The sequence below is a fragment of the Pseudomonas sp. FW305-E2 genome, from assembly GCF_058782925.1.
In genome coordinates, this window is the sequence record NZ_JBYSYE010000038.1 from 24,511 (window position 1) to 49,818 (window position 25,308).

22 protein-coding genes are annotated in these 25,308 nt (G+C 62.4%); 11 read left to right on the forward strand and 11 right to left on the reverse strand.

Features of this window, described 5'->3' with window-relative positions; all coding sequences use genetic code 11:
- The first annotated feature begins 194 nt into the window (after positions 1 to 194).
- The 5 genes from pcaF to pcaC all read left to right on the forward strand — a co-directional run bounded on the left by pcaF (position 195) and on the right by pcaC (position 5,445).
- Entirely contained in the window at positions 195 to 1,400 is a 1,206-nt protein-coding gene (gene pcaF, locus AC3WLP_RS22115) for a 3-oxoadipyl-CoA thiolase (protein ID WP_178085915.1), read from the forward strand.
- 187 nt (positions 1,401 to 1,587) lie between these two features.
- On the forward strand, positions 1,588 to 2,877 hold the full coding sequence (locus tag AC3WLP_RS22120; protein ID WP_003251946.1) for an MFS family transporter: 1,290 nt from the start codon (positions 1,588 to 1,590) through the stop codon (positions 2,875 to 2,877).
- 9 nt (positions 2,878 to 2,886) lie between these two features.
- Complete coding sequence (locus AC3WLP_RS22125; RefSeq protein WP_003251947.1) at positions 2,887 to 4,239, forward strand: 3-carboxy-cis,cis-muconate cycloisomerase; 1,353 nt, start codon at positions 2,887 to 2,889, stop codon at positions 4,237 to 4,239.
- Between the two features lie 11 nt (positions 4,240 to 4,250).
- Positions 4,251 to 5,042, forward strand: coding sequence for a 3-oxoadipate enol-lactonase (gene pcaD / locus AC3WLP_RS22130; protein WP_014754363.1), 792 nt, complete (start codon positions 4,251 to 4,253; stop codon positions 5,040 to 5,042).
- Between the two features lie 10 nt (positions 5,043 to 5,052).
- Positions 5,053 to 5,445, forward strand: coding sequence for a 4-carboxymuconolactone decarboxylase (gene pcaC / locus AC3WLP_RS22135; RefSeq protein WP_003251949.1), 393 nt, complete (start codon positions 5,053 to 5,055; stop codon positions 5,443 to 5,445).
- Positions 5,446 to 5,498: 53 nt separating this feature from the next.
- Here pcaC and AC3WLP_RS22140 read toward each other — a convergent pair whose 3' ends face one another.
- From AC3WLP_RS22140 to ttgA, 5 genes are all read right to left on the reverse strand, one after another.
- The gene (locus tag AC3WLP_RS22140) at positions 5,499 to 6,023 is read right to left on the reverse strand and encodes an Mpo1 family 2-hydroxy fatty acid dioxygenase (RefSeq protein ID WP_088513334.1); all 525 of its coding nucleotides are present in this window, start codon (positions 6,021 to 6,023) and stop codon (positions 5,499 to 5,501) included.
- Positions 6,024 to 6,266: 243 nt separating this feature from the next.
- A complete protein-coding gene (locus AC3WLP_RS22145) occupies positions 6,267 to 7,523 on the reverse strand; it encodes an OprD family porin (RefSeq protein WP_019752475.1) in 1,257 nt (418 codons plus the stop codon).
- A gap of 446 nt (positions 7,524 to 7,969) precedes the next feature.
- Entirely contained in the window at positions 7,970 to 9,424 is a 1,455-nt protein-coding gene (locus AC3WLP_RS22150; protein ID WP_003251955.1) for an AdeC/AdeK/OprM family multidrug efflux complex outer membrane factor, read from the reverse strand.
- Entirely contained in the window at positions 9,421 to 12,573 is a 3,153-nt protein-coding gene (ttgB, locus tag AC3WLP_RS22155) for a multidrug efflux RND transporter permease subunit TtgB (protein ID WP_014754360.1), read from the reverse strand. The genes AC3WLP_RS22150 and ttgB overlap by 4 nt, the downstream gene beginning before the upstream one ends.
- 3 nt (positions 12,574 to 12,576) lie before the next feature.
- Positions 12,577 to 13,731 (reverse strand): toluene efflux RND transporter periplasmic adaptor subunit TtgA, encoded by a 1,155-nt coding sequence (gene ttgA, locus AC3WLP_RS22160; RefSeq protein ID WP_003251957.1) that lies wholly within the window; start codon positions 13,729 to 13,731, stop codon positions 12,577 to 12,579.
- Positions 13,732 to 13,988: 257 nt separating this feature from the next.
- Between ttgA and ttgR the strand changes: the two genes are divergently transcribed.
- Positions 13,989 to 14,621 (forward strand): efflux transport transcriptional regulator TtgR, encoded by a 633-nt coding sequence (ttgR, locus tag AC3WLP_RS22165; protein WP_012053630.1) that lies wholly within the window; start codon positions 13,989 to 13,991, stop codon positions 14,619 to 14,621.
- A 111-nt stretch (positions 14,622 to 14,732) separates the two neighbouring features.
- Here ttgR and AC3WLP_RS22170 read toward each other — a convergent pair whose 3' ends face one another.
- Positions 14,733 to 16,184 (reverse strand): MDR family MFS transporter, encoded by a 1,452-nt coding sequence (locus tag AC3WLP_RS22170; RefSeq protein ID WP_012053629.1) that lies wholly within the window; start codon positions 16,182 to 16,184, stop codon positions 14,733 to 14,735.
- Positions 16,185 to 16,565: 381 nt separating this feature from the next.
- Here AC3WLP_RS22170 and AC3WLP_RS22175 point away from each other — a divergent pair, with 381 nt between their 5' ends.
- A complete protein-coding gene (locus AC3WLP_RS22175; RefSeq protein WP_003251963.1) occupies positions 16,566 to 17,435 on the forward strand; it encodes an isocitrate lyase/PEP mutase family protein in 870 nt (289 codons plus the stop codon).
- 232 nt (positions 17,436 to 17,667) lie between these two features.
- Here AC3WLP_RS22175 and AC3WLP_RS22180 read toward each other — a convergent pair whose 3' ends face one another.
- On the reverse strand, positions 17,668 to 18,576 hold the full coding sequence (locus AC3WLP_RS22180; protein ID WP_014754356.1) for a LysR family transcriptional regulator: 909 nt from the start codon (positions 18,574 to 18,576) through the stop codon (positions 17,668 to 17,670).
- A 183-nt stretch (positions 18,577 to 18,759) separates the two neighbouring features.
- Between AC3WLP_RS22180 and AC3WLP_RS22185 the strand changes: the two genes are divergently transcribed.
- Positions 18,760 to 19,374: an NAD(P)-dependent oxidoreductase gene (locus tag AC3WLP_RS22185; RefSeq protein ID WP_003251968.1), complete on the forward strand. Its 615-nt coding sequence runs from the start codon at positions 18,760 to 18,762 to the stop codon at positions 19,372 to 19,374.
- Between the two features lie 97 nt (positions 19,375 to 19,471).
- Here AC3WLP_RS22185 and AC3WLP_RS22190 read toward each other — a convergent pair whose 3' ends face one another.
- Positions 19,472 to 20,347: a LysR substrate-binding domain-containing protein gene (locus AC3WLP_RS22190; protein ID WP_012053627.1), complete on the reverse strand. Its 876-nt coding sequence runs from the start codon at positions 20,345 to 20,347 to the stop codon at positions 19,472 to 19,474.
- A 114-nt stretch (positions 20,348 to 20,461) separates the two neighbouring features.
- Between AC3WLP_RS22190 and AC3WLP_RS22195 the strand changes: the two genes are divergently transcribed.
- Positions 20,462 to 22,099: a 5-guanidino-2-oxopentanoate decarboxylase gene (locus AC3WLP_RS22195; protein ID WP_088513335.1), complete on the forward strand. Its 1,638-nt coding sequence runs from the start codon at positions 20,462 to 20,464 to the stop codon at positions 22,097 to 22,099.
- Positions 22,100 to 22,222: 123 nt separating this feature from the next.
- Here the strand turns inward: AC3WLP_RS22195 and AC3WLP_RS22200 are convergent, their stop codons facing one another.
- A complete protein-coding gene (locus AC3WLP_RS22200; protein WP_003251974.1) occupies positions 22,223 to 23,143 on the reverse strand; it encodes an AraC family transcriptional regulator in 921 nt (306 codons plus the stop codon).
- Positions 23,144 to 23,345: 202 nt separating this feature from the next.
- On the opposite strand from AC3WLP_RS22200, the gene AC3WLP_RS22205 reads away from it, so the two are divergent.
- Together AC3WLP_RS22205 and AC3WLP_RS22210 are read left to right on the forward strand one after the other, a co-directional pair.
- Entirely contained in the window at positions 23,346 to 23,639 is a 294-nt protein-coding gene (locus AC3WLP_RS22205; protein ID WP_003251976.1) for a putative quinol monooxygenase, read from the forward strand.
- A 16-nt stretch (positions 23,640 to 23,655) separates the two neighbouring features.
- Positions 23,656 to 23,922, forward strand: coding sequence for a hypothetical protein (locus tag AC3WLP_RS22210; protein WP_014754353.1), 267 nt, complete (start codon positions 23,656 to 23,658; stop codon positions 23,920 to 23,922).
- Here AC3WLP_RS22210 and AC3WLP_RS22215 read toward each other — a convergent pair whose 3' ends face one another.
- Both AC3WLP_RS22215 and AC3WLP_RS22220 read right to left on the reverse strand, forming a co-directional pair.
- Positions 23,923 to 24,528 carry a flavin reductase family protein gene (locus tag AC3WLP_RS22215; protein WP_004575149.1) on the reverse strand — a complete coding sequence of 202 codons (606 nt, stop codon included), beginning with the start codon at positions 24,526 to 24,528 and terminating at the stop codon, positions 23,923 to 23,925.
- A 119-nt stretch (positions 24,529 to 24,647) separates the two neighbouring features.
- Positions 24,648 to 25,013: a hypothetical protein gene (locus tag AC3WLP_RS22220; protein ID WP_012053623.1), complete on the reverse strand. Its 366-nt coding sequence runs from the start codon at positions 25,011 to 25,013 to the stop codon at positions 24,648 to 24,650.
- Between the last annotated feature and the right edge of the window lie 295 nt (positions 25,014 to 25,308).

A 25,308-nucleotide genomic window follows, 5' to 3' on the forward strand; every position in this document is an offset into this window, starting at 1 on the left:
TCGCACAAATAGTCGATTATCGGATTGTAAGGTGCCCACCAGTCTCCTTAATCTGGGTTCATCGAAGCACCCTGACCAGGAGCCTCCAAATGCCACGCGCAGACCATTTCCACACCCACCCCAATCGAGCCGTCCGCCATGCGTGACCTCGACGCCCGTACCGCCGCTGAGCATGGCCAGCTGGCAGGAGAAGCCTGATGCACGACGTATTCATCTGTGACGCCATCCGTACCCCGATCGGCCGCTTTGGCGGCGCCTTGGCCAGCGTGCGGGCCGACGACCTGGCAGCCGTGCCGCTGAAGGCGCTGATCGAGCGCAACCCTGGCGTGCAGTGGGACCAGGTAGACGAAGTGTTCTTCGGCTGCGCCAACCAGGCCGGTGAAGACAACCGCAACGTGGCCCGTATGGCACTGCTGCTGGCCGGCCTGCCGGAAAGCATCCCGGGCGTCACCTTGAACCGCCTGTGCGCGTCGGGTATGGATGCCATCGGCACCGCGTTCCGCGCCATCGCCAGCGGCGAGATGGAACTGGTGATTGCCGGTGGCGTCGAGTCGATGTCGCGCGCCCCGTTCGTCATGGGCAAGGCTGAAAGCGCCTATTCGCGCAACATGAAGCTGGAAGACACCACCATTGGCTGGCGTTTCATCAACCCGCTGATGAAGCGCCAGTACGGTGTGGATTCCATGCCGGAAACCGCCGACAACGTGGCTGACGACTATCAGGTTTCGCGTGCCGACCAGGACGCTTTCGCCCTGCGCAGCCAGCAGAAGGCTGCCGCTGCACAGGCTGCCGGCTTCTTTGCCGAAGAAATTGTGCCGGTGCGTATCGCTCACAAGAAGGGCGAAATCATCGTCGAACGTGACGAACACCTGCGCCCGGAAACCACGCTGGAGGCGCTGACCAAGCTCAAACCGGTCAACGGCCCGGACAAGACGGTCACCGCCGGCAACGCCTCGGGCGTTAACGACGGTGCTGCCGCGATGATCCTGGCCTCGGCCGCAGCGGTGAAGAAACACGGCCTGACCCCGCGTGCCCGCGTTCTGGGCATGGCCAGCGGCGGCGTTGCTCCACGTGTCATGGGCATTGGCCCGGTGCCGGCGGTGCGCAAGCTGACCGAGCGTCTGGGGGTTGCGGTAAGCGATTTCGACGTGATCGAGCTTAACGAAGCGTTTGCCAGTCAAGGCCTGGCGGTGCTGCGTGAGCTGGGTGTCGCTGACGATGCACCACAGGTAAACCCTAATGGTGGCGCCATTGCCCTGGGCCATCCGCTGGGCATGAGCGGTGCACGCCTGGTGCTGACTGCGCTGCACCAACTGGAGAAGAGTGGTGGGCGTAAAGGCCTGGCGACCATGTGTGTGGGCGTTGGCCAAGGTCTGGCACTGGCCATCGAGCGGGTTTGACCTGTACCGGCCGCTTCGCGGGCAAGCCCGCTCTTACAGGGATCCACGCAATCACCTGTGGGGGCGGGCTTGCCCGCGAAGAGGTCTGTCCTGTGAGACACAAGGCCAATTGCCAGCCAGATAGCGGAACGAGTGTGTTACTAGGTATGTCTAGACTTACCTAGGACCCTCCAGGAGTGAAACCCTCATGACCTCAACCTATTACACCGGCGAAGAACGCAGCAAGCGCATCTTCGCTATTGTCGGTGCCTCGTCAGGCAACCTGGTGGAATGGTTCGACTTCTACGTCTACGCCTTCTGCGCGATCTACTTTGCCCCGGCCTTCTTCCCCTCCGACGACCCCACCGTGCAGTTGCTGAACACGGCAGGTGTATTCGCCGCAGGCTTCCTGATGCGCCCCATTGGTGGCTGGATCTTCGGCCGCCTCGCCGACCGCCACGGTCGCAAGAACTCCCTGATGATCTCGGTGCTGATGATGTGCTTCGGCTCCCTGATGATCGCCTGCCTGCCCACCTATGCCAGCATCGGCACCTGGGCCCCGGCGCTGCTATTGCTGGCCCGCCTGATTCAGGGGCTGTCGGTAGGGGGCGAATACGGCACCACGGCCACCTACATGAGTGAAGTGGCACTGCGTGGGCAGCGCGGCTTCTTTGCTTCGTTCCAGTACGTCACCCTGATCGGCGGCCAGTTGCTGGCGGTATTGGTCGTGGTGATCCTGCAACAGCTGCTGACTGAAGATGAACTGCGGGCCTGGGGCTGGCGCATTCCCTTCGTGGTGGGGGCCATCGCCGCCCTGATTTCGCTGATGTTGCGCCGTTCGCTGCACGAGACCAGTAGCGCCGAAGCCCGCAATGACAAGGATGCAGGTTCTATCGCAGGCCTGTTCCGCAATCACGCAGCGGCGTTCATCACGGTACTGGGCTACACCGCGGGTGGCTCGCTGATTTTCTATACTTTCACCACCTACATGCAGAAGTACCTGGTCAACACCGCGGGCATGACAGCCAAGAACGCCAGCTACGTGATGACCGGGGCGTTGTTCCTGTTCATGGTGTTGCAGCCGTTCTTCGGCATGCTGTCCGACCGTATCGGTCGGCGCAATTCGATGCTGCTGTTCGGCGGCCTCGGTACCCTGTGCACCGTGCCGCTGCTGATGGCACTGAAAACCGTGACCAGCCCGTTCATGGCCTTCGTGCTGATCAGCCTGGCCCTGTGTATCGTCAGTTTCTACACCTCGATCAGCGGTCTGGTGAAGGCTGAGATGTTCCCGCCGCAGGTGCGTGCACTGGGTGTTGGCCTGGCCTATGCGGTGGCGAACGCAGCATTCGGCGGTTCGGCCGAGTATGTGGCCCTGGGCCTGAAGACCCTGGGGATGGAAAACACTTTCTATTGGTACGTCACGGCGATGATGGCGATTGCCTTCCTGTTCAGCCTGCGCCTGCCGAAGCAGGCGGCGTACCTGCACCATGATGACTAAGGACGCTGCATGAGCAACCAACTGTTCGACGCCTATTTCACCGCGCCGGCCATGCGCGAGATTTTCTCCGACCGTGGCCGCCTGCAGGGCATGCTGGATTTCGAAGCAGCGCTTGCCCGTGCCGAAGCCTCTGCCGGTTTGGTCCCGCACAGCGCGGTAGCAGCCATTGAGGCGGCATGCCAGGCCGAGCGCTATGACGTTGGTGCGTTGGCCAATGCCATCGCCACCGCCGGCAACTCGGCCATTCCGCTGGTGAAAGCGTTGGGCAAGGTGATCGCCACTGGCGTACCTGAGGCTGAGCGCTATGTGCACCTTGGGGCCACCAGTCAGGATGCGATGGACACGGGTCTGGTTCTGCAGCTGCGCGATGCCCTCGATTTGATCGAGGCCGACCTCGGCAAGCTGGCCGATACCCTGTCGCAGCAGGCCTTGAAGCACGCCGATACGCCCTTGGTGGGTCGTACCTGGTTGCAACACGCCACCCCGGTGACCCTGGGCATGAAACTGGCTGGTGTACTGGGGGCTTTGACCCGCCACCGTCAGCGCCTGCAGGAACTGCGCCCGCGCCTGCTGGTCCTGCAGTTCGGCGGTGCCTCGGGCAGCCTGGCGGCCCTGGGCAGCAAGGCAATGCCGGTGGCCGAAGCGCTGGCCGAACAGCTCAAGCTGTCCCTGCCCGAGCAGCCCTGGCACACCCAACGCGACCGCCTGGTGGAGTTTGCCTCGGTGCTGGGCCTGGTTGCCGGCAGCCTGGGCAAGTTCGGCCGTGATATCAGCTTGCTGATGCAAACCGAGGCGGGGGAGGTATTTGAGCCGTCTGCGCCGGGCAAGGGTGGTTCTTCGACCATGCCACACAAGCGCAACCCGGTGGGTGCCGCCGTGTTGATCGGTGCCGCAACCCGCGTGCCGGGCCTGCTGTCGACGCTGTTTGCAGCCATGCCTCAGGAGCACGAACGCAGCCTGGGCCTATGGCATGCCGAGTGGGAAACCCTGCCGGACATCTGCTGCCTGGTCTCGGGTGCCCTGCGCCAGGCTCAAGTGATTGCCGAGGGCATGGAGGTGGATGCCGCGCGCATGCGCCGTAACCTCGACCTGACACAAGGCCTGGTGCTGGCCGAAGCGGTGAGCATCGTCCTCGCCCAGCGTCTGGGTCGCGATCGTGCCCACCACCTGCTGGAACAATGCTGCCAGCGCGCGGTGGCCGAACAGCGGCACCTGCGTGCCGTGCTGGGTGACGAGCCGCAGGTCAGCGCCGAGCTGTCTGGCGAAGAACTCGATCGCCTGCTCGACCCTGCCCATTACCTGGGCCAGGCCCGCGTCTGGGTGGCGCGCGCCGTGTCCGAACATCAACGTTTTACTGCCTGAAGGAGACCGCTGTGGCGCACTTGCAACTGGCCGATGGCGTTTTGAATTACCAGATCGATGGCCCGGATGACGCCCCGGTGCTGGTCCTGTCCAACTCGCTGGGTACCGACCTGGGCATGTGGGACACCCAGATTCCGCTCTGGAGCCAGCACTTCCGGGTGCTGCGCTATGACACCCGTGGTCACGGCGCATCGCTGGTCACAGAAGGCCCTTACAGCATCGAACAGCTGGGCCGCGACGTGCTGGCCCTGCTCGATGGCCTGGACATTCAAAAGGCTCACTTCGTCGGCCTGTCGATGGGAGGCCTGATCGGCCAGTGGCTGGGTATTCATGCAGGTGAGCGCCTGCACAGCCTGACCCTGTGCAACACGGCCGCCAAGATCGCCAACGACGAGGTGTGGAACACCCGTATCGACACGGTACTCAAAGGCGGCCAGCAGGCCATGGTCGACCTGCGCGATGCCTCTATCGCCCGCTGGTTCACCCCGGGCTTTGCCCAGGCACAGGCGGAGCAGGCCCAGCGTATCTGCCAGATGCTGGCGCAAACCAGCCCGCAAGGCTACGCAGGCAACTGTGCAGCAGTACGTGACGCTGATTATCGTGAGCAACTGGGCCGCATCCAGGTGCCCGCGCTGATCGTTGCCGGTACGGAAGACGTGGTTACCACCCCTGAGCATGGCCGCTTCATGCAGGCCGGTATCCAAGGTGCCGAGTACGTCGACTTCCCGGCGGCGCACCTGTCCAATGTCGAGATTGGCGAGGCCTTCAGCCGCCGCGTGCTCGATTTTCTGCTGGCTCACTGAGGACAACGCCATGGACGAGAAGCAACGTTACGACGCTGGCATGCAAGTGCGCCGCGCAGTGCTGGGTGATGCCCACGTGGACCGCAGCCTGGAGAAGCTCAACGACTTCAATGGCGAGTTCCAGGAAATGATCACCCGCCACGCCTGGGGTGACATCTGGACCCGCCCGGGGTTGCCGCGCCATACCCGCAGCCTGATCACCATCGCCATGCTGATTGGCATGAACCGCAACGACGAGCTGAAGCTGCACCTGCGTGCGGCGGCCAACAATGGTGTGACCCGCGACGAGATCAAGGAAGTGCTGATGCAGAGCGCGATCTACTGCGGCATTCCGGCGGCCAATGCCACGTTCCACATGGCTGAGTCGGTGTGGGATGAACTTGGCGTAGAGTCGCGCCAGTAAACCGTGTTCGCGGGCAAGCCCCCTGCAACAGGGCACTTGCCCGCGAATGGCCTTTACACCGATGCCTTTTTTTGCCGCATGGCAATCGGGCCGGCGTTGGTTTCCACGGCGCGCTTCAGGGTCGGGCACAGGCCCAGCATGAACGCAGCTTCCGCCACCACGAACAGCGGCCCGATGATCAGGCCACTCACGTCGTCAATAAATGCCGGTTTGCGGCCTTCGTAGTAATGGCCGATGAACTGGATGATCCAGCCCACCACGAACGCTCCCAGCCCGGCGCCGAGCCATAGCGTTGTCGACTGTACTGCCAGCGCCTCACCGACCCACAGGCACAGGCCCAGCAACAGCCCCATCACCAGCCCGAAGCGCAGGTCCAGGCGCAAGTAGAACCACACAGACGCCGCCGCTGCCACCAGGGCAGGGGACAGCCACATGCCAGCTATCCCCCAGCCTGGGCGTGAAAGCAGGATGGTGACTGCCAGCACGATCATGGGGATGCCGACGAAGTGGGTGGCGATGTTGCGCGGATCGCGGTGGTAGTTGGCGTATTGGCTCAGGTGGTCGACGAGGGTTTTCATTGTTGTGCCTCCCTGTTCTGCTTTGTTTCACCTGTACCTGATAGTGATCAGGATAGCCTGCAGTCACCACCATCATCAGCTCAGCGAATGGCGGCAGCGTGCACTGGCAAATTCATGGCAGGGATTTCATCAAGCTGTTGCAAATCATGCCTTCAAAAAAGGGGCATGGATTTTTATAGCTTCAGGTCATTTGAGGAGGCGTCTGGCCTCTTCGCGGGTTTATCCGCGAAGAGGCCATTTGATTCACAGAAGATTCAGCGGATAACTCACGATCAAGCGGTTCTCATCGAACGCGTTGGTGCTGAAGTCGCGACGCATGGTCGAGTTGCGCCATTTCACCGACAGGTCCTTGAAGCTGCCCGACTGCACCACATAGGCCAGCTCTGTTTCCCGCGCCCATTCCTTGCCATCGTCCACGCTGCCCACGGTGACGTTGTCACCCTTGATATAGCGGTTCATCAGGGTCAGGCCGGGTACGCCGACGGTGGCGAAGTTGAAGTCATGGCGAACCTGCCAGGAACGCTCCTTGGCATTGTCGAAGCTTGAATTGTAGCTGTCGTTGGCCAGGGTACCGCCACTGGTGCCATTGACCCGCATCCAGGCATCGTCGCCGCTGACCTTCTGCAGGCCAACGTAAAAGGTGTGGCCTTGGTAGCGCGCCGAAAGCAAGGCGGAGGCGGTGCGGTTGTCCAGCTTGCCGGCCCGTTCGGCGCCATCTTCCTTGCCAATGAAATAGCCCAGGTTGGCGCCCAGCGTCCAGTCGCCCAGCGGCTGGCTGTGCGTCAGGTTGAGGTATTGCTGGCGGTAGATGTCCTTGAGCTGGGCATCCCACAGGCCGATCATGGTGCGCTTGTCGTTGAAGGTGTACTCACCGCCGCCGAAGTTGAAACGGTCGGAGGTGAAGGCGGCTTTGCCGTTGAGCGACATGTCTTCCATGCTGGCATCGTTGCGCGGGCTGTTGCCGCGGAACTGGCCGGCGTACAGGGTCAGGCCGGCGATTTCCCTGGAGGTCAGCTGGCCACCGCGGAAGGTTTGCGGCAGTGAGCGGCCATCGTCCGAACGCAGGATTGGCAGTACCGGCATCCATTCACCGACTTTCAGCTCGGTTTCGGACAGCTTGGCCTTCAGCGCCACACCCAGCCGACCAAAGTCATCGGCCGGGCGGCCGTCGCCATGCACGGGCAGCAGGTGAGTGTTGGTGGTGCCTTTGCCGCCGTCGAGCTTGACCGAGTACAGGCCCAGTACGTCCACGCCGAAACCGACCGTGCCCTGGGTGAAACCGGAACGGGCATCGAGGATGAAGCTTTGTGTCCATTCCTCGGCCTTGCCCTGTGGGTGGGCCGGGTCGACGAAGTTGCGGTTGATGTAGAAGTTGCGCAGGTTGAGGGTGGCCTTGGCGTCCTCGATGAAACCACCTTCGTTGGCGGCGAATGCGGGGAGGGCGCAGGACATGGCCAACAGGCCAGGCAGCAGCTGACGTGCGGGTAGCGAAATGCTCATCTGTCGTGGATCTCTTGTTTTTATGGTCGAGCCGGTGCACTGCGGGATCGGGCCTGCAGGTGCGGGTGTTTTTGATGAACTTGGGTAACGTTGCGTGGGGGGATGGTGCGGGGTAGTGCGGGGGTGAGGCAATTCGCCGCAAACGGAACGGGGCGATAATCGAACGGAATGTTCCGGTTGGTTAATAACTCTCGTGTGGCGGCGTCTTCGCGGGTAAACCCGCTTCTACAGCGGCTTGCGCGCAACCACCGTATGTGTCCGCCACACGATCCGTGTAGGAGCGGGTTCACCCGCGAATACGGTGGTGGCTGTGACGGTGAATCGCCAGGGATACTGGCCAGCAGGCCCGGCCCTTGCGCGGGCTCGTCCGCAAAAAGGCCGGCACAGGCAGTAAAAAAGCAAAGCCCACCGCTAAGGGTGGGCTTCCTACTTTGTAACAAGGCCGATCAGCCTTTCGGTGTTTCCACCGATGCCTGCTGGTTGGCCTGCCCGGTCTGCTCGTACCAGCCACCGCCAAGCGCCTTGTACAGGTTGACCTCGCTGGTCAGCTGCGACAGGCGGTCTCCGATCAGCGCTTGCTGGGCACTGAACAGGTTGCGTTGGGCATCGAGGAAGGTCAGGTTGCTGTCAATCCCGATGCGGTAACGGCGTTCGGCCAAGCGGTAGTAGTCCTGGTTCGCCTGCACCAGGTCGCGCTGGGCCTGCAACTGCTCTTCGAAGGTCTTGCGTGCCGCCAGGCCATCGGAGACTTCCTGGAAGGCCGTCTGGATGGTTTTTTCGTACTTGGCGACGTTGATGTCCTTCTGGATTTTCGAGTAGTCCAGGCTGGCTTTCAGGCTACCGGCGTTGAAGATCGGCAGGTTGATCTGCGGCTGGAACAGCCAGGTGCCCTGGCCGCCCGCGAACAGGTGGCCCATGTCGGGGCTCAGGCTGCCGGCGTTCGCGGTCAGGCTGATGCTCGGGAAGAACGCTGCGCGGGCTGCACCAATGTTGGCGTTGGCAGCCTTGAGCAGGTGCTCGGCTTCCTGAATGTCCGGGCGACGCTGAAGGATATCCGATGGCAGGCCGGCCGGTACTTCGGCCAGTTGGTCGGCATCAAGCTCCAGCGGCTTGGCCAGGTCGGCAGGAATGCCGGTGCCCAGCAGCACGGTCAGGCTGTTGACGTCCTGGGCGACCAGGCGCTGGTACTGCGAGTACTTGACCCTGGCGCCTTCCACGGCGGTACGCGCCTGGCTGACGTCCAGGGCCGATGCCACGCCGACCTCGTTGCTGCGACGGGTGAGGTTGTAGCTTTCCTCGTAGGTCTTCAGCGTTTCTTCGGTCAGCTTGAACAGGGCCTGGTCGGCCTGCCAGGTGTAGTAGGCGTTGGCCACGCTGGCGACCAGGGCGATTTGCGTGGAACGACGCGCCTGCTCGCTGGAGAGGTAGGTTTCCAGGGCCTGCTCGGTCAGGCTGCGCACGCGGCCGAACAGGTCCAGCTCGTAGGCGCTGACGCCCAAGGTGGCCGAGTACTGGCTGGTGATGCCAGATTCGCCTGTTTGCGACATGTTCGCCGGGACACGCTGGCGGCTGCCACTGCCGGTGGCCGAAACTGCCGGGAACAGGTCGGCGCGCTGAATGCGGTATTGCGCACGGTAGGCATCGAGGTTCAGCGCCGCGACCCGCAGGTCGCGGTTATTGACCAGCGAGGTCTGGATCAGCTGTTGCAGCGCCGGGTCGTGGAAGAACTGGCGCCAGCCCTGTTCAGCAGCGGCAACATCCGCCGATTGCGTCGGCGAGTATGCAGGGCCTTGCGGCCACTGTGCAGCCACCGGCGCCTCTGGGGTCTGGTAGTCAGGGATCAGCGAGCAGCCGCCAAGAATGAAAGCGGTTACCGCCAGGGACAACAAAGACTTGGTCATTGCCCAGCCTCATAACGTGGATTTTCAGGGGTGACGTCTTTTTCCGGCTCTTTGCTGCCGAACAGCGACGACACTGCGACGAAGAACAGCGGTACCCAGAAGATAGCCAGCACGGTCGCACTGATCATGCCGCCGATCACGCCAGTACCGATGGCGTGCTGGCTGCCGGCGCCGGCGCCGCTGGCGATGGTCAACGGTACCACGCCCAGGATGAACGCCAGCGAGGTCATGATGATCGGGCGCAGACGCATGCGGCACGCTTCAATCGCTGCGTCGTACAGGCTACGGCCTTGTTCGTGCAGCTCCTTGGCGAATTCCACGATCAGAATGGCGTTTTTCGCCGCAAGACCGATGGTGGTCAACAGGCCAACCAGGAAGTACACGTCGTTGGACAGGCCGCGCAGGCTGGTGGCGATCAGCGCACCGATGATACCCAGCGGTACCACCAGCACCACAGCGATCGGGATCGACCAGCTTTCGTACAGGGCCGCCAGGCACAGGAACACGAACAGCACCGAGAGGGCGAACAGCGCCGGCATCTGCGAGCCGGAGAGTTTTTCCTCGTAGGACATGCCGGTCCAGGAGAAGCCGATACCGCTCGGCAGCTCGCCTGCAATGCGCTCGACCTCGGCCATGGCTTCACCGGTACTGTAACCAGGCGCCGGCGCACCGAGGATTTCCATCGCTTCGACACCGTTGTAACGCGACAGCTTCGGCGAACCGTAGGTCCATTCGCCTTTGGCGAAGGAGGAGAACGGCACCATCTCGCCTGCGCCGTTGCGCACGTACCATTTTTGCAGGTCTTCCGGGCTCATCCGCGCGCTGGGTTCGCCTTGGATGTACACCTTCTTGACCCGGCCACGGTCGATGAAGTCGTTGACGTAGCTGGCACCCAAGGCAATCGACAGGGTGTTGTTGATGTCGGCAATGGTCACGCCCAAGGCGCTGGCACGTTCGTCATCAATGGTCAGTTGGTACTGCGGTTCATCGTTCAGGCCGTTCGGGCGCACGGCGCTGAGGATCTTGCTCTGCGCAGCTTTGGCCAGGAACTGGTTGCGCGCCTCCATCAACTTCGCGTGGCCGACACCGCCGCGGTCCTGAAGGAACACGTCGAAGCCGGTGGCATTACCCAGTTCAAGCACCGCTGGCGGGGCGAAGGCGAACACCATCGCATCACGGAAGGTGAAGAAGTGCTGCTGGGCGCGCTGGGCCAGGGCGAACACGCTGTTCTCCTTCGAGCGTTCATCCCAGGGTTTGAGCATGATGAAGGCCATGCCTGAGCTCTGGCCGCGGCCTGCGAAGTTGAAACCGTTGACCGTGAACACCGACGATACGGTATCGGCTTCGTCCTTGAGCAGGTATTCACGCATCTGGTCGACCACGACCTGCGTGCGCTCGGCACTGGAACCGGCCGGGGTCTGCACCTGAGCGAACAGTACGCCCTGGTCTTCTTCTGGCAGGAACGCGGTAGGGATGCGGGCGAACAGCCAGATCATGCCGACCACGATCAGCGCATAGGCCAGCAGGAATGGCACCTTGTTGCGCAGGATGGTGCCTACGCTACGCTCGTAGCCGTTGACGCTGCGGTCGAAGTTGCGGTTGAACCAGCCGAAGAAGCCGCCTTTGGCGGTGTGGTGCTCGCCCTTCTTCAGCGGTTTGAGCATGGTTGCGCAGAGCGCCGGGGTGAAGATAAGCGCAACCAGCACCGACAGGCCCATGGCCGAGACGATGGTGATGGAGAACTGCCGGTAGATCACACCCGTGGAGCCGCCAAAGAACGCCATGGGCAGCAGTACGGCCGAGAGCACCAGGGCGATACCCACCAGGGCGCCCTGGATCTGTTCCATCGAGCGCTTGGTCGCTTCCTTGGGCGGCAAGCCTTCTTCGGACATGACCCGCTCGACGTTCTCCACCACGACGATGGCGTCGTCCACCAGCAAGCCGATGGCCAGGACCATGGCGAACATGGTCAGGGTGTTGATGCTGAAGCCCGCGGCGGCAAGGATACCGAAGGTACCCAGCAATACGACCGGTACGGTCATGGTGGTGATGATGGTGGCGCGGAAGTTCTGCAGGAACAGGTACATCACCAGGAACACCAGCACCACGGCTTCGATCAGGGTGTGGATCACGCCGCTGATCGATTCGGTGACCACGGGGGTGGTGTCATACGGGAATACCGCCTTGACCCCCGGCGGGAAGAACGGTTCCAGGCCTTTGATGGTCTCGCGCAGTGCCTTGGCGGTGTCCAGGGCGTTGGCGCCGGTTGCCAGTTTTACCGCCAGGCCGGAAGCCGGCTTGCCGTTGAACTGGGCGCTGACAGCGTAGTTTTCACCCCCCAGGCCCACTTGGGCGACGTCACCCAGGCGCACCTGTGAACCGTCTTTGTTGACCTTGAGCAGAATGCTCTCGAACTGCTCGGCGGTTTGCAGGCGGGTCTTGCCGATGATGGTGGCGTTCAGCTGGGTGCCCGGCAGGGCTGGCAGGCCGCCGAGCTGGCCGGAAGACACCTGCACGTTCTGTGCAGCCACAGCGGTCTTGACGTCGACCGGGGTCAGCTGGAACTTGTTCAGCTTGGCCGGATCGAGCCAGATACGCATGGCGTACTGCGCACCGAACACCTGGAAGTCACCTACACCCGCGGTACGCGAGATCGGGTCCTGCATGTTCGAGACGATGTAGTTGGCCAGGTCGTCCTTGGTCATGCTGCCGTCTTCGGAGACCAGACCAATCACCAGCAGGAAGTTCTTCACTGCTTTGGTGACGCGGATACCTTGCTGCTGCACTTCCTGCGGCAGCAGCGGGGTGGCCAGGTTCAGCTTGTTCTGTACCTGTACCTGCGCGGTGTCGGGGTTGGTGCCCTGTTCGAAGGTGGCGGTAATGGTCATGCTGCCGTCGGAGTTACTTTCCGACGACACATAACGCAGGTTGTCGATACCGTTGAGCTGCTGCTCGATCACCTGCACCACGGTGTCCTGCACGGTTTGCGCCGAGGCGCCCGGGTAGGTCACGGCGATGGCGATGGCCGGCGGCGCGATACTGGGGTACTGGTTGATCGGCAGCTTCAGGATAGACAAGGCCCCGACCAGCATGATCACCAAGGCGATCACCCAGGCGAAGATCGGGCGATCGATAAAGAACTTCGACATGGTTTACTCCGCTTTGGCGTCTGCTTTCGCCGCGTTGGCCTGATCAGGGCCGGCCGGCTTCTTGACGTTGGTGGCATCGCTGACCTTCACCTCGACGCCTGGGCGCACGTACTGCAGCCCTTCGGTGATCAGGCGGTCACCCGGGTTGAGGCCTTCCTCGATCAGCCAGTCGCTACCCAAGGTGCGGCTGGCCTTGAGCTGGCGCAGTTCGACCTTGTTCTCCTGGTTGACCACCAGGGCGGTGGGTGCGCCCTTGAGGTCGCGGGTCACGCCTTGTTGCGGTGCCAGGATGGCGTTGGCGTTGACCCCGGCCTTGAGCCGCGCATGCACGAACATGCCTGGCAGCAGGGTGTGATCGGGGTTGGGGAACAGCGCGCGCAGGGTCACCGAGCCGGTGGTCTCGTCCACCGCGACTTCGGAGAACTCCAGGCGGCCTTCCTGCTTGAACAGGCTGCCGTCTTCCAGTACCAGCTGAACCGAGGCGGCGTTGTCGCCGGCCTTCTTCAGCTGGCCGCTTTCCAGGTCACGGCGCAGCTTGAGCAGCTCGGCGGTGGACTGGGTAACGTCGACATAAATAGGATCGAGCTGCTGGATGGTGGCCATGGCGTCGGTCTGGCCATTGCTCACCAGTGCACCCTCGGTGAACGAAGAGCGACCGATACGGCCGCTGATTGGCGCCAGAACCTTGGTGTAGCGCAGGTCGATCTGTGCGCTCTTGAGCGAAGCCTCAGCCTGCAATCGTTTGGCATTGGCGTCGTCGTACTCCTGTTTGGAGACGGCCTGTTCGTCAATCAGTTGCTTGTAACGTTCGGCCAGTGAGCGTGTAGCCAGCAGGTTGGCCTTGGCATTGGCCAGTGTGGCTTCGTACACGGCAGGGTCGATCTGATACAACTGCTGGCCTTCCTTGACCTCACTGCCTTCCTTGAACAGGCGCTTGAGGATGATGCCGTTGACCTGCGGGCGCACTTCGGCGACGCGGTAGGCACTGGTTCGCCCCGGCAATTCCGAGGTGAGGGTGAAGGCTTGCGGCTGGATGGTCACGACGCCGACCTGAGGAGCCTGCGCCGCTGGCGCTGCTTCTTCTTTCTTACAGCCACTGAGCAGGGTTGCCAGGGCGACGGCGGAAACCAGAGCGGTAACGGCTGGCTTGAATTGCATGAGGATCCTCGGGTCGCTGGAGCAGGGAGACGCTCAAGAGTAATGGAAGAGATCTTGATCTGGAAAAAATGCTATCCGGTGGATAAATAGCTTGCTAAGGAATATACTTACATTCATGGTTGTTTGTAAATACTGCTGGGTGGTACTCAGGTACAGCCTCAGCGCTTGATTAGCTTATCCGAGAGGCCCCGGCAGAGGTGCCCCCGGAGCGTTCCCCGCACGCGCTGCGCGTTCGGGCCAGATGAGGTTGTACTGCCATGGTCCGTCGAACCAAAGAAGAAGCCCAGGAAACCCGTGCCCAGATCATCGAGGCGGCGGAAAGGGCCTTCTACAAGCGCGGGGTTGCGCGAACCACCCTGGCCGACATCGCCGAACTGGCGGGTGTGACACGGGGGGCGATCTACTGGCACTTCAACAACAAGGCCGAGCTGGTGCAGGCGTTGCTCGACAGCCTGCGCGAGACCCATGACCATTTGGCGCGCGCGAGCGAAAGCGAGGATGAACTCGACCCGCTTGGCTGCATGCGCAAGCTGCTGTTGCAAGTGTTCAACGAGCTGGTGCTCGATGCCCGAACCCGTCGTATCAATGAAATCCTGCATCACAAGTGCGAGTTCACCGATGACATGTGTGAAATTCGCCAGCAGCGCCAGAGTGCGGTGCTGGATTGCCACAAGGGCATCACCCTGGCGCTGGCCAATGCCGTACGCCGGGGCCAGTTGCCTGGCGAGCTGGATGTCGAGCGCGCGGCGGTGGCCATGTTTGCCTATGTCGATGGCCTGATCGGGCGCTGGCTATTGCTGCCTGACAGTGTCGATCTGTTGGGTGATGTCGAAAAATGGGTCGACACCGGGCTGGATATGCTGCGCTTGAGCCCGGCTCTGCGCAAATGACACTTTGTTAAGGATTGTGAGGGAGTGTTTCCCCTTTGTGTTAAGGGGAGATTAAGGTCGCCGCCGCCTTGCAGCTGTTCGCACCACAAGGCGGCAGCGCGTGTGCAACCTTCAGCGGCCGCGCAATTGCCGGTCAGGCAAAGCAAATGCCGCGAACAGTCCCAGCACCGCGACGAGCGCACTCCCCATCAGCAGTTGCCTGAACGTCTCCAGCAACCGCCCTTGAGTCACCAGGTCCACCTCTGCGGCCTTCAAACTCCCCAGCAACGGGTTACCCGTCAAGTCGAAACCACCTTGATGCAGCAGTGCCAGCAACAGGCTGGACATGCACGCTACGCCCATGGCTCCGCCCAGCGAGCGGAACAGGTTGGTGGTGCTGGTGGCCACGCCGATGTCCTTGCTGGCCACCGCACTTTGTGTACCCACCAGTGAGGTCGGGAATTGCAGCCCGCAGGCTATACCGGTCAGCAGCATGCACAGCGCACTGAGCAACGCTGATTGCGGCGGAGTCAGTGCCATCGCGAAAATGGCCACTGGCATCAGCAGTGCACCGGCCAGGATCTGTGGCTTGTAGCGCCCGGTCCGGCTGGTCATCCGGCCTCCTGTGAAGGCGCCCATGGGCAGCCCCATGGCCAGCGGCAGCAGATGCAGGGCGGCGCTGTCGGCACCGGCGCCGGTAATGCCCTGGTAACGCAAGGGCATCAGCATGGTCAGGGAAATGGACTGGAAGCTGGCGAAGAAGATCACCGCCCAGCACAGCACTGCCACACGGTTGCCGAACAGGCTGAGCGGCAGCAGCGGTTCTGGGCAGCGGCGTTCGTGTGCGATGAAAAGCGCCAGGCCCAGCAGGGCGCAGCCGAACAGCGCCAGCACGGCCGGGTCGGCCCAGGCGTGGCCCTGGCCCACCAAGGTAATGCCCAGCAGCAGGCTGCCAAGGCCGAGAATCAACAGCATGGCGCCAAGGTAGTCCACCTGTGCCTCGCGACGCTGCACCGGCATGTCAGCGAGCGCACGGCGAATGGCCCACAAGGCGACCAGCCCCAGCGGCAGGTTGATCCAGAACACCCAGCGCCACGACAGGTACTCGGTCAACCAGCCGCCCAGCACTGGCCCGGCCACGCTGGCCGCGGCGTACATGCTGCTGAAGTAGCCCTGGTAGCGGCCGCGTTCGCGTGGGGGCACGAAGTCGCCAATGATTGCCTGGCTCACCGAGACCATCCCGCCTGCGCCGATACCCTGCAGTACCCGGGCCAGCACCAGTTGCGGCATGTCCTGGGCCATGGCGCAGGCAATGGAGGCCAGGGTGAACAGGCTGATGCCGGTGAGGATCATCCGGCGCCGGCCGTAAAGGTCGCCCAGTTTGCCGTAGATCGGCACGGCCACGGTCATGGCCACCATATAACCGGAGATGACCCAGGCCAGCAGGCCGACATCGCTGAACTGCGCCGAGATGGCGGGCAGCGAGACGGCGACGATGGTCTGGTCCAGTGCGCCGAGGAAGATGGCCAGCATCAGGGCGGTGAGCACGTTGCGCAGGGCGGTGGGGGGCAGGGCGGCGGTCACGGGAATACCTTGTTTGTCTATGGCGGCCCCTTCGCGGGCAAGCCTGCTCTCACAGAAGCCCTCGGATTGTAACCTGAGTTAGGTAGCTTCCTATGTACTATCTGCATCCCCTATGCAAGATCGGCATTGGCGCATTCATCCAGTGCTGCATGGCTGCGTGATATCGTTGGTATGCCACAGAGGCTGAAATCCGGGGGTTGCACCAGGTTGGTGCAGCATATTGCCGCAGGTTTTTCAGTCCGCTGTCTCCCACACCTTTTATTCCTCTGCCTGCATGTCGAGCATGACCGCCCAGATGGCGACGGTTGGAACAGGTCAGGTAGACCCGATTACAGGGGTCGGTAGTTACCGTTCAAATTTCAACTTTTTTGCGGAGTGATCATGCCCAAGGCTTCCCACCAAGATTTGCGTTTTGCCTTCCGCGAGCTGCTCGCTTCAGGTTCCTGTTTCCACACTGCCTCGGTGTTCGACCCTATGTCGGCACGCATTGCCGCAGACCTGGGCTTCGAAGTCGGTATCCTCGGCGGTTCGGTCGCTTCGTTGCAGGTACTGGCTGCTCCAGACTTCGCTCTGATCACCCTCAGCGAGTTCGTCGAGCAGGCCACCCGCATTGGTCGGGTCGCGCAACTGCCGGTACTGGCCGACGCCGACCACGGTTATGGCAACGCATTGAACGTGATGCGCACGGTGATCGAACTGGAGCGCGCCGGTGTGGCCGCACTGACCATCGAGGACACCCTGCTGCCTGCCCAGTTCGGGCGCAAGTCCACCGACCTGATCCCGGTCGAGGAGGGCGTTGGCAAGATCCGCGCGGCGCTGGAGGCACGAGTCGATTCGTCCCTGTCGATCATTGCCCGTACCAACGCGGGCGTACTCAGCACCGAAGAAATCATCGTGCGTACCCAGAGCTATCAGAAGGCGGGCGCTGATGGCATCTGCATGGTCGGGGTCAAGGACTTCGAGCAGCTCGAACAGATTGCCGAGCACCTGACCGTGCCGCTGATGCTGGTTACCTATGGCAACCCGAACCTGCGCGATGACGAGCGCCTGGCGCGTCTGGGCGTGCGCATCGTGGTCGATGGCCATGCGGCTTACTTTGCCGCGATCAAGGCCACTTACGACTGCCTGCGGCTGCAGCGTGGTCGGCAGAACAAGTCGGAAAACCTCAGTGCCACCGAACTCTCGCACACCTACACCCAGCCTGAAGACTACATTCGCTGGGCCAAGGAATACATGAGCGTCGAAGAGTGATCAGCAGGGCGCCGTCCATTCAACGGACGGCGCTCAAGGTTGCACTGTGAGGCACGCAATGTGCCTGCTCGCAGCTATTGGCGACGCTGGGCTGGCTGCGTAGCAGTTCGGCGCGCCAGCAGGCTGATCCATACAGCCCTGCGACTGCGGTAAGGGCCATGACAAGGGCGACTCTTCTGGATTTGATGCCCATGGTGCTCACCTCCCGTGACAGCGATAGGGGTGTACGCCACTAGTATAGATCCCGATCCCACTCCGGTTCGTCCTTGAAACGCTGCACCAGGAAATCCAGCATGCTGCGCAAGGTCGCCGGCATGTGTTTGCGCGACGTATACACCGCATTCAGGTTCAGTTCCCGCGGTTTGGCCTCGGGCAGCAGACGCACCAGTTCACCCCGGCGTATGGCGTCTGCGGCCTGGTAGGTTGGCAGCATGGTGATACCTGCGCCAGCCAGCGCAGCCCTTTGCAGGGTCATCACTTCGTTGGCACTGATGTTTCCGGATACGGGCACGGCGACCTGCTGGCCGGCTACCGCGAAATGCCACAAGCTGTGTCCGAAGTAGGCATGGGTCAGGCAGTTGTGCAGGCTCAGTTCCTCAACCCGTTGCGGCGTGCCTCGCTCATTCAGGTAGGCGGGTGCCGCGCACACGACCGAGCGGCACACACTCAGGCGCCGGGCGATGAGGCTGGGGTCCACGTCATTGCTGGTGCGAATGGCCAGGTCGATGCGCTCGTCCACCAGGTTGACGGTGCGGTCGAGCATCTGCAGTTCTACCTTCACGTCAGGAAAGCGCCGCACATAGGCGGCCACTGCATCCACCAGCTGTGCCTGGCCGAATGAGGTACTGACGCTGATACGCAGTGCCCCCCTTGGTGCGTCTTCCGGCTGCTGCACGGCAGCCTGCAGGTCGCCGGCCAGTTCCAGCAGTTGCCGGCAGCGAGGCAGGGTTTCCTGGCCGGCTGCCGTGAGGCTGAGCTTGCGCGTGGTTCGCTGCATCAGCCGCGTGCCAACCCAGTCTTCCAACTCTGCCAGGTAGCGCGACACGACCGGCCGCGATAATTGCAGATAATCCGCCGCCGCCGACTGGCTGCCCAGGTCGATGACTGTGACGAATACCCGCATGGCGTTGAGACGGTCCATGATTTGCCCGATTTCAGAAACAAACTATGTCTGAGCATCGCATTTTTTGTGACGAATCGGGTAACTAAGCTGTGCGCATTGTTTGGTAGAAGGCGTTACCCGAAGCCGGCAGGCGAGTGCCCTGGCGCTGGCGGCGAAGGTCACCAAGGGCGGTCATTCCGTTCAACTGATGGAGAGTATTTCATGAGCAAGATCGCAATCATCGGTGCCACCGGCCGTGCTGGCAGTCAGTTACTGGAGGAGGCCCTGCGCCGTGGTCACCGTGTACTGGCCATAGCCCGCGACCCTTCCACGCTTGAAGGGCGTGAGGGTGTGACCGTCAAGTCGCTGGATGCCACGGACAGCGCGGCCCTGCAGGCAGCCGTCGCAGGTATGGACGCTGTGTTGAGTGCCGCGCATTTCTCGACAATGGAGCCGCACGCCATCATCGAGCCGGTGAAGCGCGCCGGGGTCAAGCGCCTGCTGGTGGTGGGTGGCGCCGGTAGCTTGTTGCTGCCGTCAGGGCACCGGGTGATCGACAGCCCGGATTTCCCGGAGGCGTATAAAGCCGAGGCCAGTGCCGGCGTGCGTTTTCTGGAGGCGCTGCGGCGCGAGCCGAACCTGGACTGGACCTTCCTTTCGCCTTCGGCTGAGTTCGTTGAGGGTGAGCGCAGAGGTCACTATACGCTGGGCAAGGATCATCTGTTGATCGGTGCGGACGGCAAGAGCTGGATCACGTTTGCCGACTATGCGATTGCCATGCTGGATGAGCTGGAGAAGCCGCAGCACTCGCGGCAACGGTTCACAGTCGGCTATTGAGTCGCCTGCGTTGCGGGTATGCCCGCTCCCATGGGTACCGTACAGCTACCAAGGCCTGTGCAAACCTGTGGGAGCGGGTGAGCCTGCGAAAGGGCCGTCACAGGCTGGCCTGGCCCTCCAGCCAGTCCAGCAATTCCAGCAGCCCCGGCGGCAAGCTCCTGGCCTGGCTCACCAGGTAATACCCCTTGCCTGTCAGCACCTTCAGCGCAAACGGCATGCATAACCGCCCACCGCGCAGGTCATCGCCAATCAGCGACCAGTCACCGATTGCCACCCCTGTCCCCTGCGAGGCCATGGCCATCGCCATGTCCAGTGTCTCGAAATGTTGTTTAGGCCCATGCGTGGCGAGCGTCACTCCAGCCGCCTGCAACCACAACCGCCAGTCGTGTTCATCCCGCGAGGGATGCAGCAACATATGTCGGGCCAGGTCTTCCACCTGCTGCAACGGCACTGGCCCTTCACGCAGTGACGGTGCGCACACCGGGGTCAGCTGCTCATCGAACAGCTTGCGCACCTGCAGCCCGTGGTTCGGCGCATCGCCGTAGACCACTGCCGCATCGAAGCCCTCGCGACGGAAATCCACCCCGTGCTGCACGGTCGTGGTCAGCTCAACCGGCACATCCGGGCGCAGTGCCTGCCATTCCATCAGGCGCGGCAGCAGCCAGCGCATTACGCAGGTGGGTGCCTTCAGCTGCAAGGTCGTGCTGTGCTCACCCACCTCGCGCACCCCTTGTTCGATCAGGGCGAACACCTGCTGCACCCGTGGCAGCCAGTCCAGGCCTTCACGGGTCAGGCTCAACCCACGTGCCTCGCGCTTGAACAGGGCATAGCCGAGGTGTTCTTCGAGGGCTGCAATCTGGCGGCTGACAGCGCCCTGGGTGATGTGCAACTGCTGCCCGGCGCGGGTGAAGTTGCAGTGCTGGGCGGTGACCAGAAACGTGTGCAGGGCAGGCAGGGGCGGGAGGCGTTTCATTGCAGTAAGCCATGATCACAGGACATGGCTAGTATGTGTTTTTTTACATTGTGGCGATAGCCGTGGCTTGGGTCCAATAAGGGCATACCCCAACACGATTCATGGTGACCCCTGATGGCAACCTGCGGCGAAGTACTGGTCAAACTCCTTGAAGGCTATGGCGTCGATCATGTCTTCGGCATCCCCGGTGTACATACCGTGGAGCTCTATCGTGGCCTGGCGGGCTCTTCCATTCGCCACATCACCCCACGTCATGAGCAAGGTGCCGGGTTCATGGCTGACGGCTATGCGCGCACCCGCGGCAAACCCGGGGTGTGCTTCATTATCACCGGCCCGGGCATGACCAATATCACCACTGCCATGGGCCAGGCCTATGCCGACTCGATCCCGATGCTGGTGATTTCCAGCGTGCAGTCCCGTGACCAGCTGGGCGGTGGCCGTGGCAAGCTGCACGAACTGCCCAACCAAGCCGCGCTGGTATCGGGTGTGGCGGCGTTTTCCCACACCTTGATGAGTGCAGCCGACTTGCCGCAGGTGCTGGCCCGGGCATTTGCCGTGTTCGACAGTGCCCGGCCACGCCCGGTGCATATCGAAATCCCGCTCGATGTGCTGGTTGAACCGGCCGACTTCCTGCTGCCGGGCCGCCCTGTACGGGGCAGTCGGGCAGGGGCTGCACCGCAGGCCGTGGCGCAGATGGCTGAGCGACTGGCCAGTGCGCGTCGGCCGCTGATTCTGGCCGGTGGCGGGGCGTTGGCTGCGGGCGCTGCGCTGGCACGCCTGGCCGAACACCTTCAGGCCCCGGTAGCGCTGACCATCAATGCCAAAGGCTTGCTGCCTGCCAGCCACCCATTGCAGATCGGCTCGACCCAGTCGTTACCCGCCACACGGGCGCTGGTGGCCGAGGCCGACGTGGTGCTGGCGATCGGTACCGAACTGGCTGAAACCGATTATGACGTGACCTTCAAGGGAGGCTTCGAGATCCCGGGCAGGCTGCTGCGCATTGACATCGACCCGGACCAGACCGTGCGCAATTATCTGCCGGAGCTGGCGCTGGTAGCCGATGCCGAGCTGGCAGCCGAAGCGCTGCTCGGTGCCCTGCAAGCCCAGCCGCAGCCAGTGCACGAAAGCACTTGGGGCGTGGCCCGCGTGGCCGACCTGCGCAAGGTCCTGGCGGCAGACTGGGACCAGCCCACCCTGAGCCAGACGCGTTTGCTGAGCGCCATACTGGAGCGCCTGCCTGATGCGATTCTGGTGGGCGACTCGACCCAACCTGTGTACACCGGCAACCTGACACTCGACATGGAGCAGCCACGCCGCTGGTTCAACGCCTCGACCGGTTACGGCACCTTGGGTTACGCGTTGCCAGCAGCCATGGGCGCCTGGTTGGGCAGTGCCGAGCAGGCCGTCGAACGCGCTCCGGCGGTGTGCCTGATTGGTGATGGTGGTTTGCAGTTCACCCTGCCGGAACTGGCCAGTGCAGCGGAGGCACAGGTACCGCTGATCGTGCTGCTGTGGAATAACCAGGGGTACGAGGAAATCAAGAAATACATGGTCAATCGGGCGATCGAGCCGGTCGGGGTGGATATCCATACCCCGGATTTCATCGGCGTGGCGCGAGCATTGGGCGCGGCAGCAGAGAACGTGGCCGATATTGCCCAATTGCAGGCGGCGCTCGGGCAAGCGGTGGAGCGCAAGGGGCCGACCTTGATTCAGGTGGACCAGAATCAGTGGCAGGCCGCGGTGTTGGGTTGAAGCATTGCGATTGCCTGTATCGGCCTCTCGTGCCTGCAGGCAGCGCGCAATTTTCGCATCTGTGCAAAAACCTGCAGGTGCGGGTTTACCCGCGAAAGCGCCGGGGCAGGCGAGTGTCGAGCTTCAGACCGCAGTAGCCCGCAACCGAGCCACATCGCGAATTGGCGGCGCGCCGTAAAGCCGGCTGTATTCACGGCTGAATTGCGACGGGCTTTCATAACCCACCCGATAAGCCGCCACCGCCGCCTCCAGCCCGTCGTTCAACATCAGCCGCCGCGCCTCTTGCAGGCGCAGTTGCTTCTGGTACTGAAGCGGGCTCATCGAGGTCACGGCCTTGAAGCGGTGGTGCAAGGTCGAGGTGCTGAGGTTGACCTCACGGGCCAGGTCCTCGATACGCAGCGGCTGTTGGAAGTTGTTGTTGAGCCAAGTGATGGCCTGGCAAACCCGGTGGGTCTGGCTGTTGGCCAAGGCAATTTCATACAGCCGGTAACCCTGCGGCCCACGCAGCAGGCGGTAGAGAATCTCGCGGCGGAACAGCGGCGCCAGCATTGCGATGTCGCGCGGGGTGTCCAGCAGCCGCAGCAACCGCAGCAGGGCATCGAGTAACGCGGCATCAGTCCTTTCCACATACAAACCACGGCCGGAAGGTCGATTGGGTACCAGCATCGGTCCGCTCTCGGCGATCAGCTGGCTGATCTCGGCCGGGTCCAGGTCCATGCGCAGGCCCAGGCTTGGGTTCTCGGGGCTGGCATCCAGCCTCACGGCACTGAGTGGCAAGGTCACCGAAACGACCATGTAATGCAGTGGGTCGTAGGCGTACTGCTCGTCACCCAGGAACAGGCTTTTGCTGCCTTGGGCAAGGATGCACAGGGCAGGCTGCGCCAGGGTGGGTACAGAACGCACATTTTCGGTGTAACGCACCAGGTACAGGTCATCGATGGCCGATGCTGGGCCATAGGGCTCGCCCGCGTGGCGGTTGATCAGCTCGGCCAGCTCCAGGCGCTGCAGTTCCAGGGTCGGTTCGGTGGACGTGGCGGTGGTCATGATGGCTTTCCTCTGCTGACCGACGCAGCATAGGTTTGGGCAAAGACGGGCGCTAGTCGAAAGCTGCATGTCGATTGCCTGATCCTGCCGTGCTGCAGGATCAGGCAATTGACATGCAGTAATGGCCTAACGCGCCGCGCGGGTGAGCGCCTAACCTTGGCAGCCTGGCTTTTCCGTCCGCCTGCTTCAAGGAGATTGTGCAATGACCCTTAAACAACCGGTCACCCACCTTGCTTTCATCCGTGCCAGCAGCGGGCGCTCGGCAGAGCTGGGCGCGCGCCTGCGTGATCTGCTCGAGCCCTCGCTGCGTGCACCGGGATGCCTGAGTTTCACCGTGCAGCGTTCTCAGGCTGATGCTGACCTGTGGTTGCTCAGCGGAAGCTGGCAGGACCAGCAGGCGATGAGTGGCTACTTTGCTTCACCGACACTGGAGGTGTTCGGTGAGCTGGTGCAGGCTCAGGTGGTCAGCAGCCTGGACTTGCATACCTTCGACTGAGCGTGGATGAGGTAAAGTGACGCCCTTGTTCAATCACGCGGACAGCAACATGGCACGTAAGGAATTCACTCATTTCGAAGCGGTATCGGCGATGGTGCCGGTGGAAGGTGGCGGCTACCACGCGGCCATCGCAGTCAAAGCCTTGGGCATGGGCGGTGCGCCGCGTTTTCACAAGGTTCTCGACGGGCAGGTGTTCAAGGGCGCTGTGGCCGCCGACGAAGCGGCCACCGCCGAGCTGCAACGCCTGCAGGGCGTCAGCGAAGAGGGTGAGCTGGTCTGGTGATCAGGCCGGCGGCCGGGCCATCTTGAACAGGTTGCCCAGCTCGAAGTAATCCGCCGGGCCACCCCCGCGCAGGATCGGCTCGGCGGCAGCGGTATCGTAGATGCCGTTGTTCAACAGGTGCTCGGCAATGTGCACCGCCACCACTTCCCCAAGGATCAGCCAGCTGGGCACCTCTTGCTGGTCGGCGCGCTTGAGCTGGACGATCTGGCTGACCTTGCACTCGAAGGCTACCGGCGTTTCACCCACGCGCGGCACCTTGACGATGCTAGACGGTGCGGCAGTGAGGCCGCTCAATTCGAATTCGTTCACTTCGGCAGCAACCGGTGCGCAGCTCAGGTTCATTTGCTCGGCCAGTGGGCGGGTGGCCAGGTTCCAGACGAACTCACCGGTCTGCTCGATGTTGTTCAGGCTGTCTTTGCGCCCGACGCTGCAGAAACCGATGATCGGCGGGATGTAGTTGAACGCATTGAAGAAGCTGTAAGGCGCCAGATTCAGGCGGCCTTCGCGGTCCTGAGAGGAGATCCAGCCGATAGGGCGGGGACCGACGATGGCATTGAACGGGTCGTGCGGCAGGCCGTGGCCTTTGGCGGGTTCGTAGTAATACATCTGTGCTGGGCTTGTTGGCCCTACCTCCTGGTGGACAAGGTGCCTAGTGTGCCAAGCCTGAGCTCGTGTGCAAATGATCAAGCCCGGCCGAAGCCGGGCTGGGTGCTCGCAATCAGGTATCAGCTGATGCGGTGCGCGTTGGTGCGGTCGAAGCCGTCTTCAGCGAAGCGCTGGCCGCCGGTGCGGTCGAAGCCGTCTTCAGCGAAGCGCTGGCCTCCGGTGCGGTCGAAGCCGTCTTCAGCGAAGCGCTGGCCGCCGGTGCGGTCGAAGCCGTCTTCAGCGAAGCGTTGGCCACCGGTGCGGTCGAAGCCGTCTTCGGCGAAGCGTTGGCCGCCGGTGCGGTCGAAGCCGTCTTCAGCGTAGCTGGCTGACTGGGTTTGAACCGCGGCAAAGGTGTGAGCGTCGGTCCGGTCGAAGCCATCTTCGGCGAAGGCGCCAGCGGCGAAAACCGAGAGGGCCAAGGTGAGGATCAGTTTGTTTTTCATGGTCGTTGCTCCAGGGGTTTGTGAGTTGTTTGTTTCTATGGGTTTAATCCTACGCCGAATAATTTGATTAAAAAGCGCAAAAAATAGTGATTAATAATCTATTTATTCGATGTGTTTGTGCGCGTATGCCGTGCTTCAGGCCGCAAGCCTGGCTTGGGAGCGTTCGCGCGGGCGCCAACGTTCTGCCAGCCATTGCAGCTTGAAAAGGTGGAATTAATAGGGCGTTAAGAAGGAAAGGTCTGAATGAAAAAGGGGCGCTCCATGCAATGGAGCGCCCCTTTTAGTACTGCCAGGC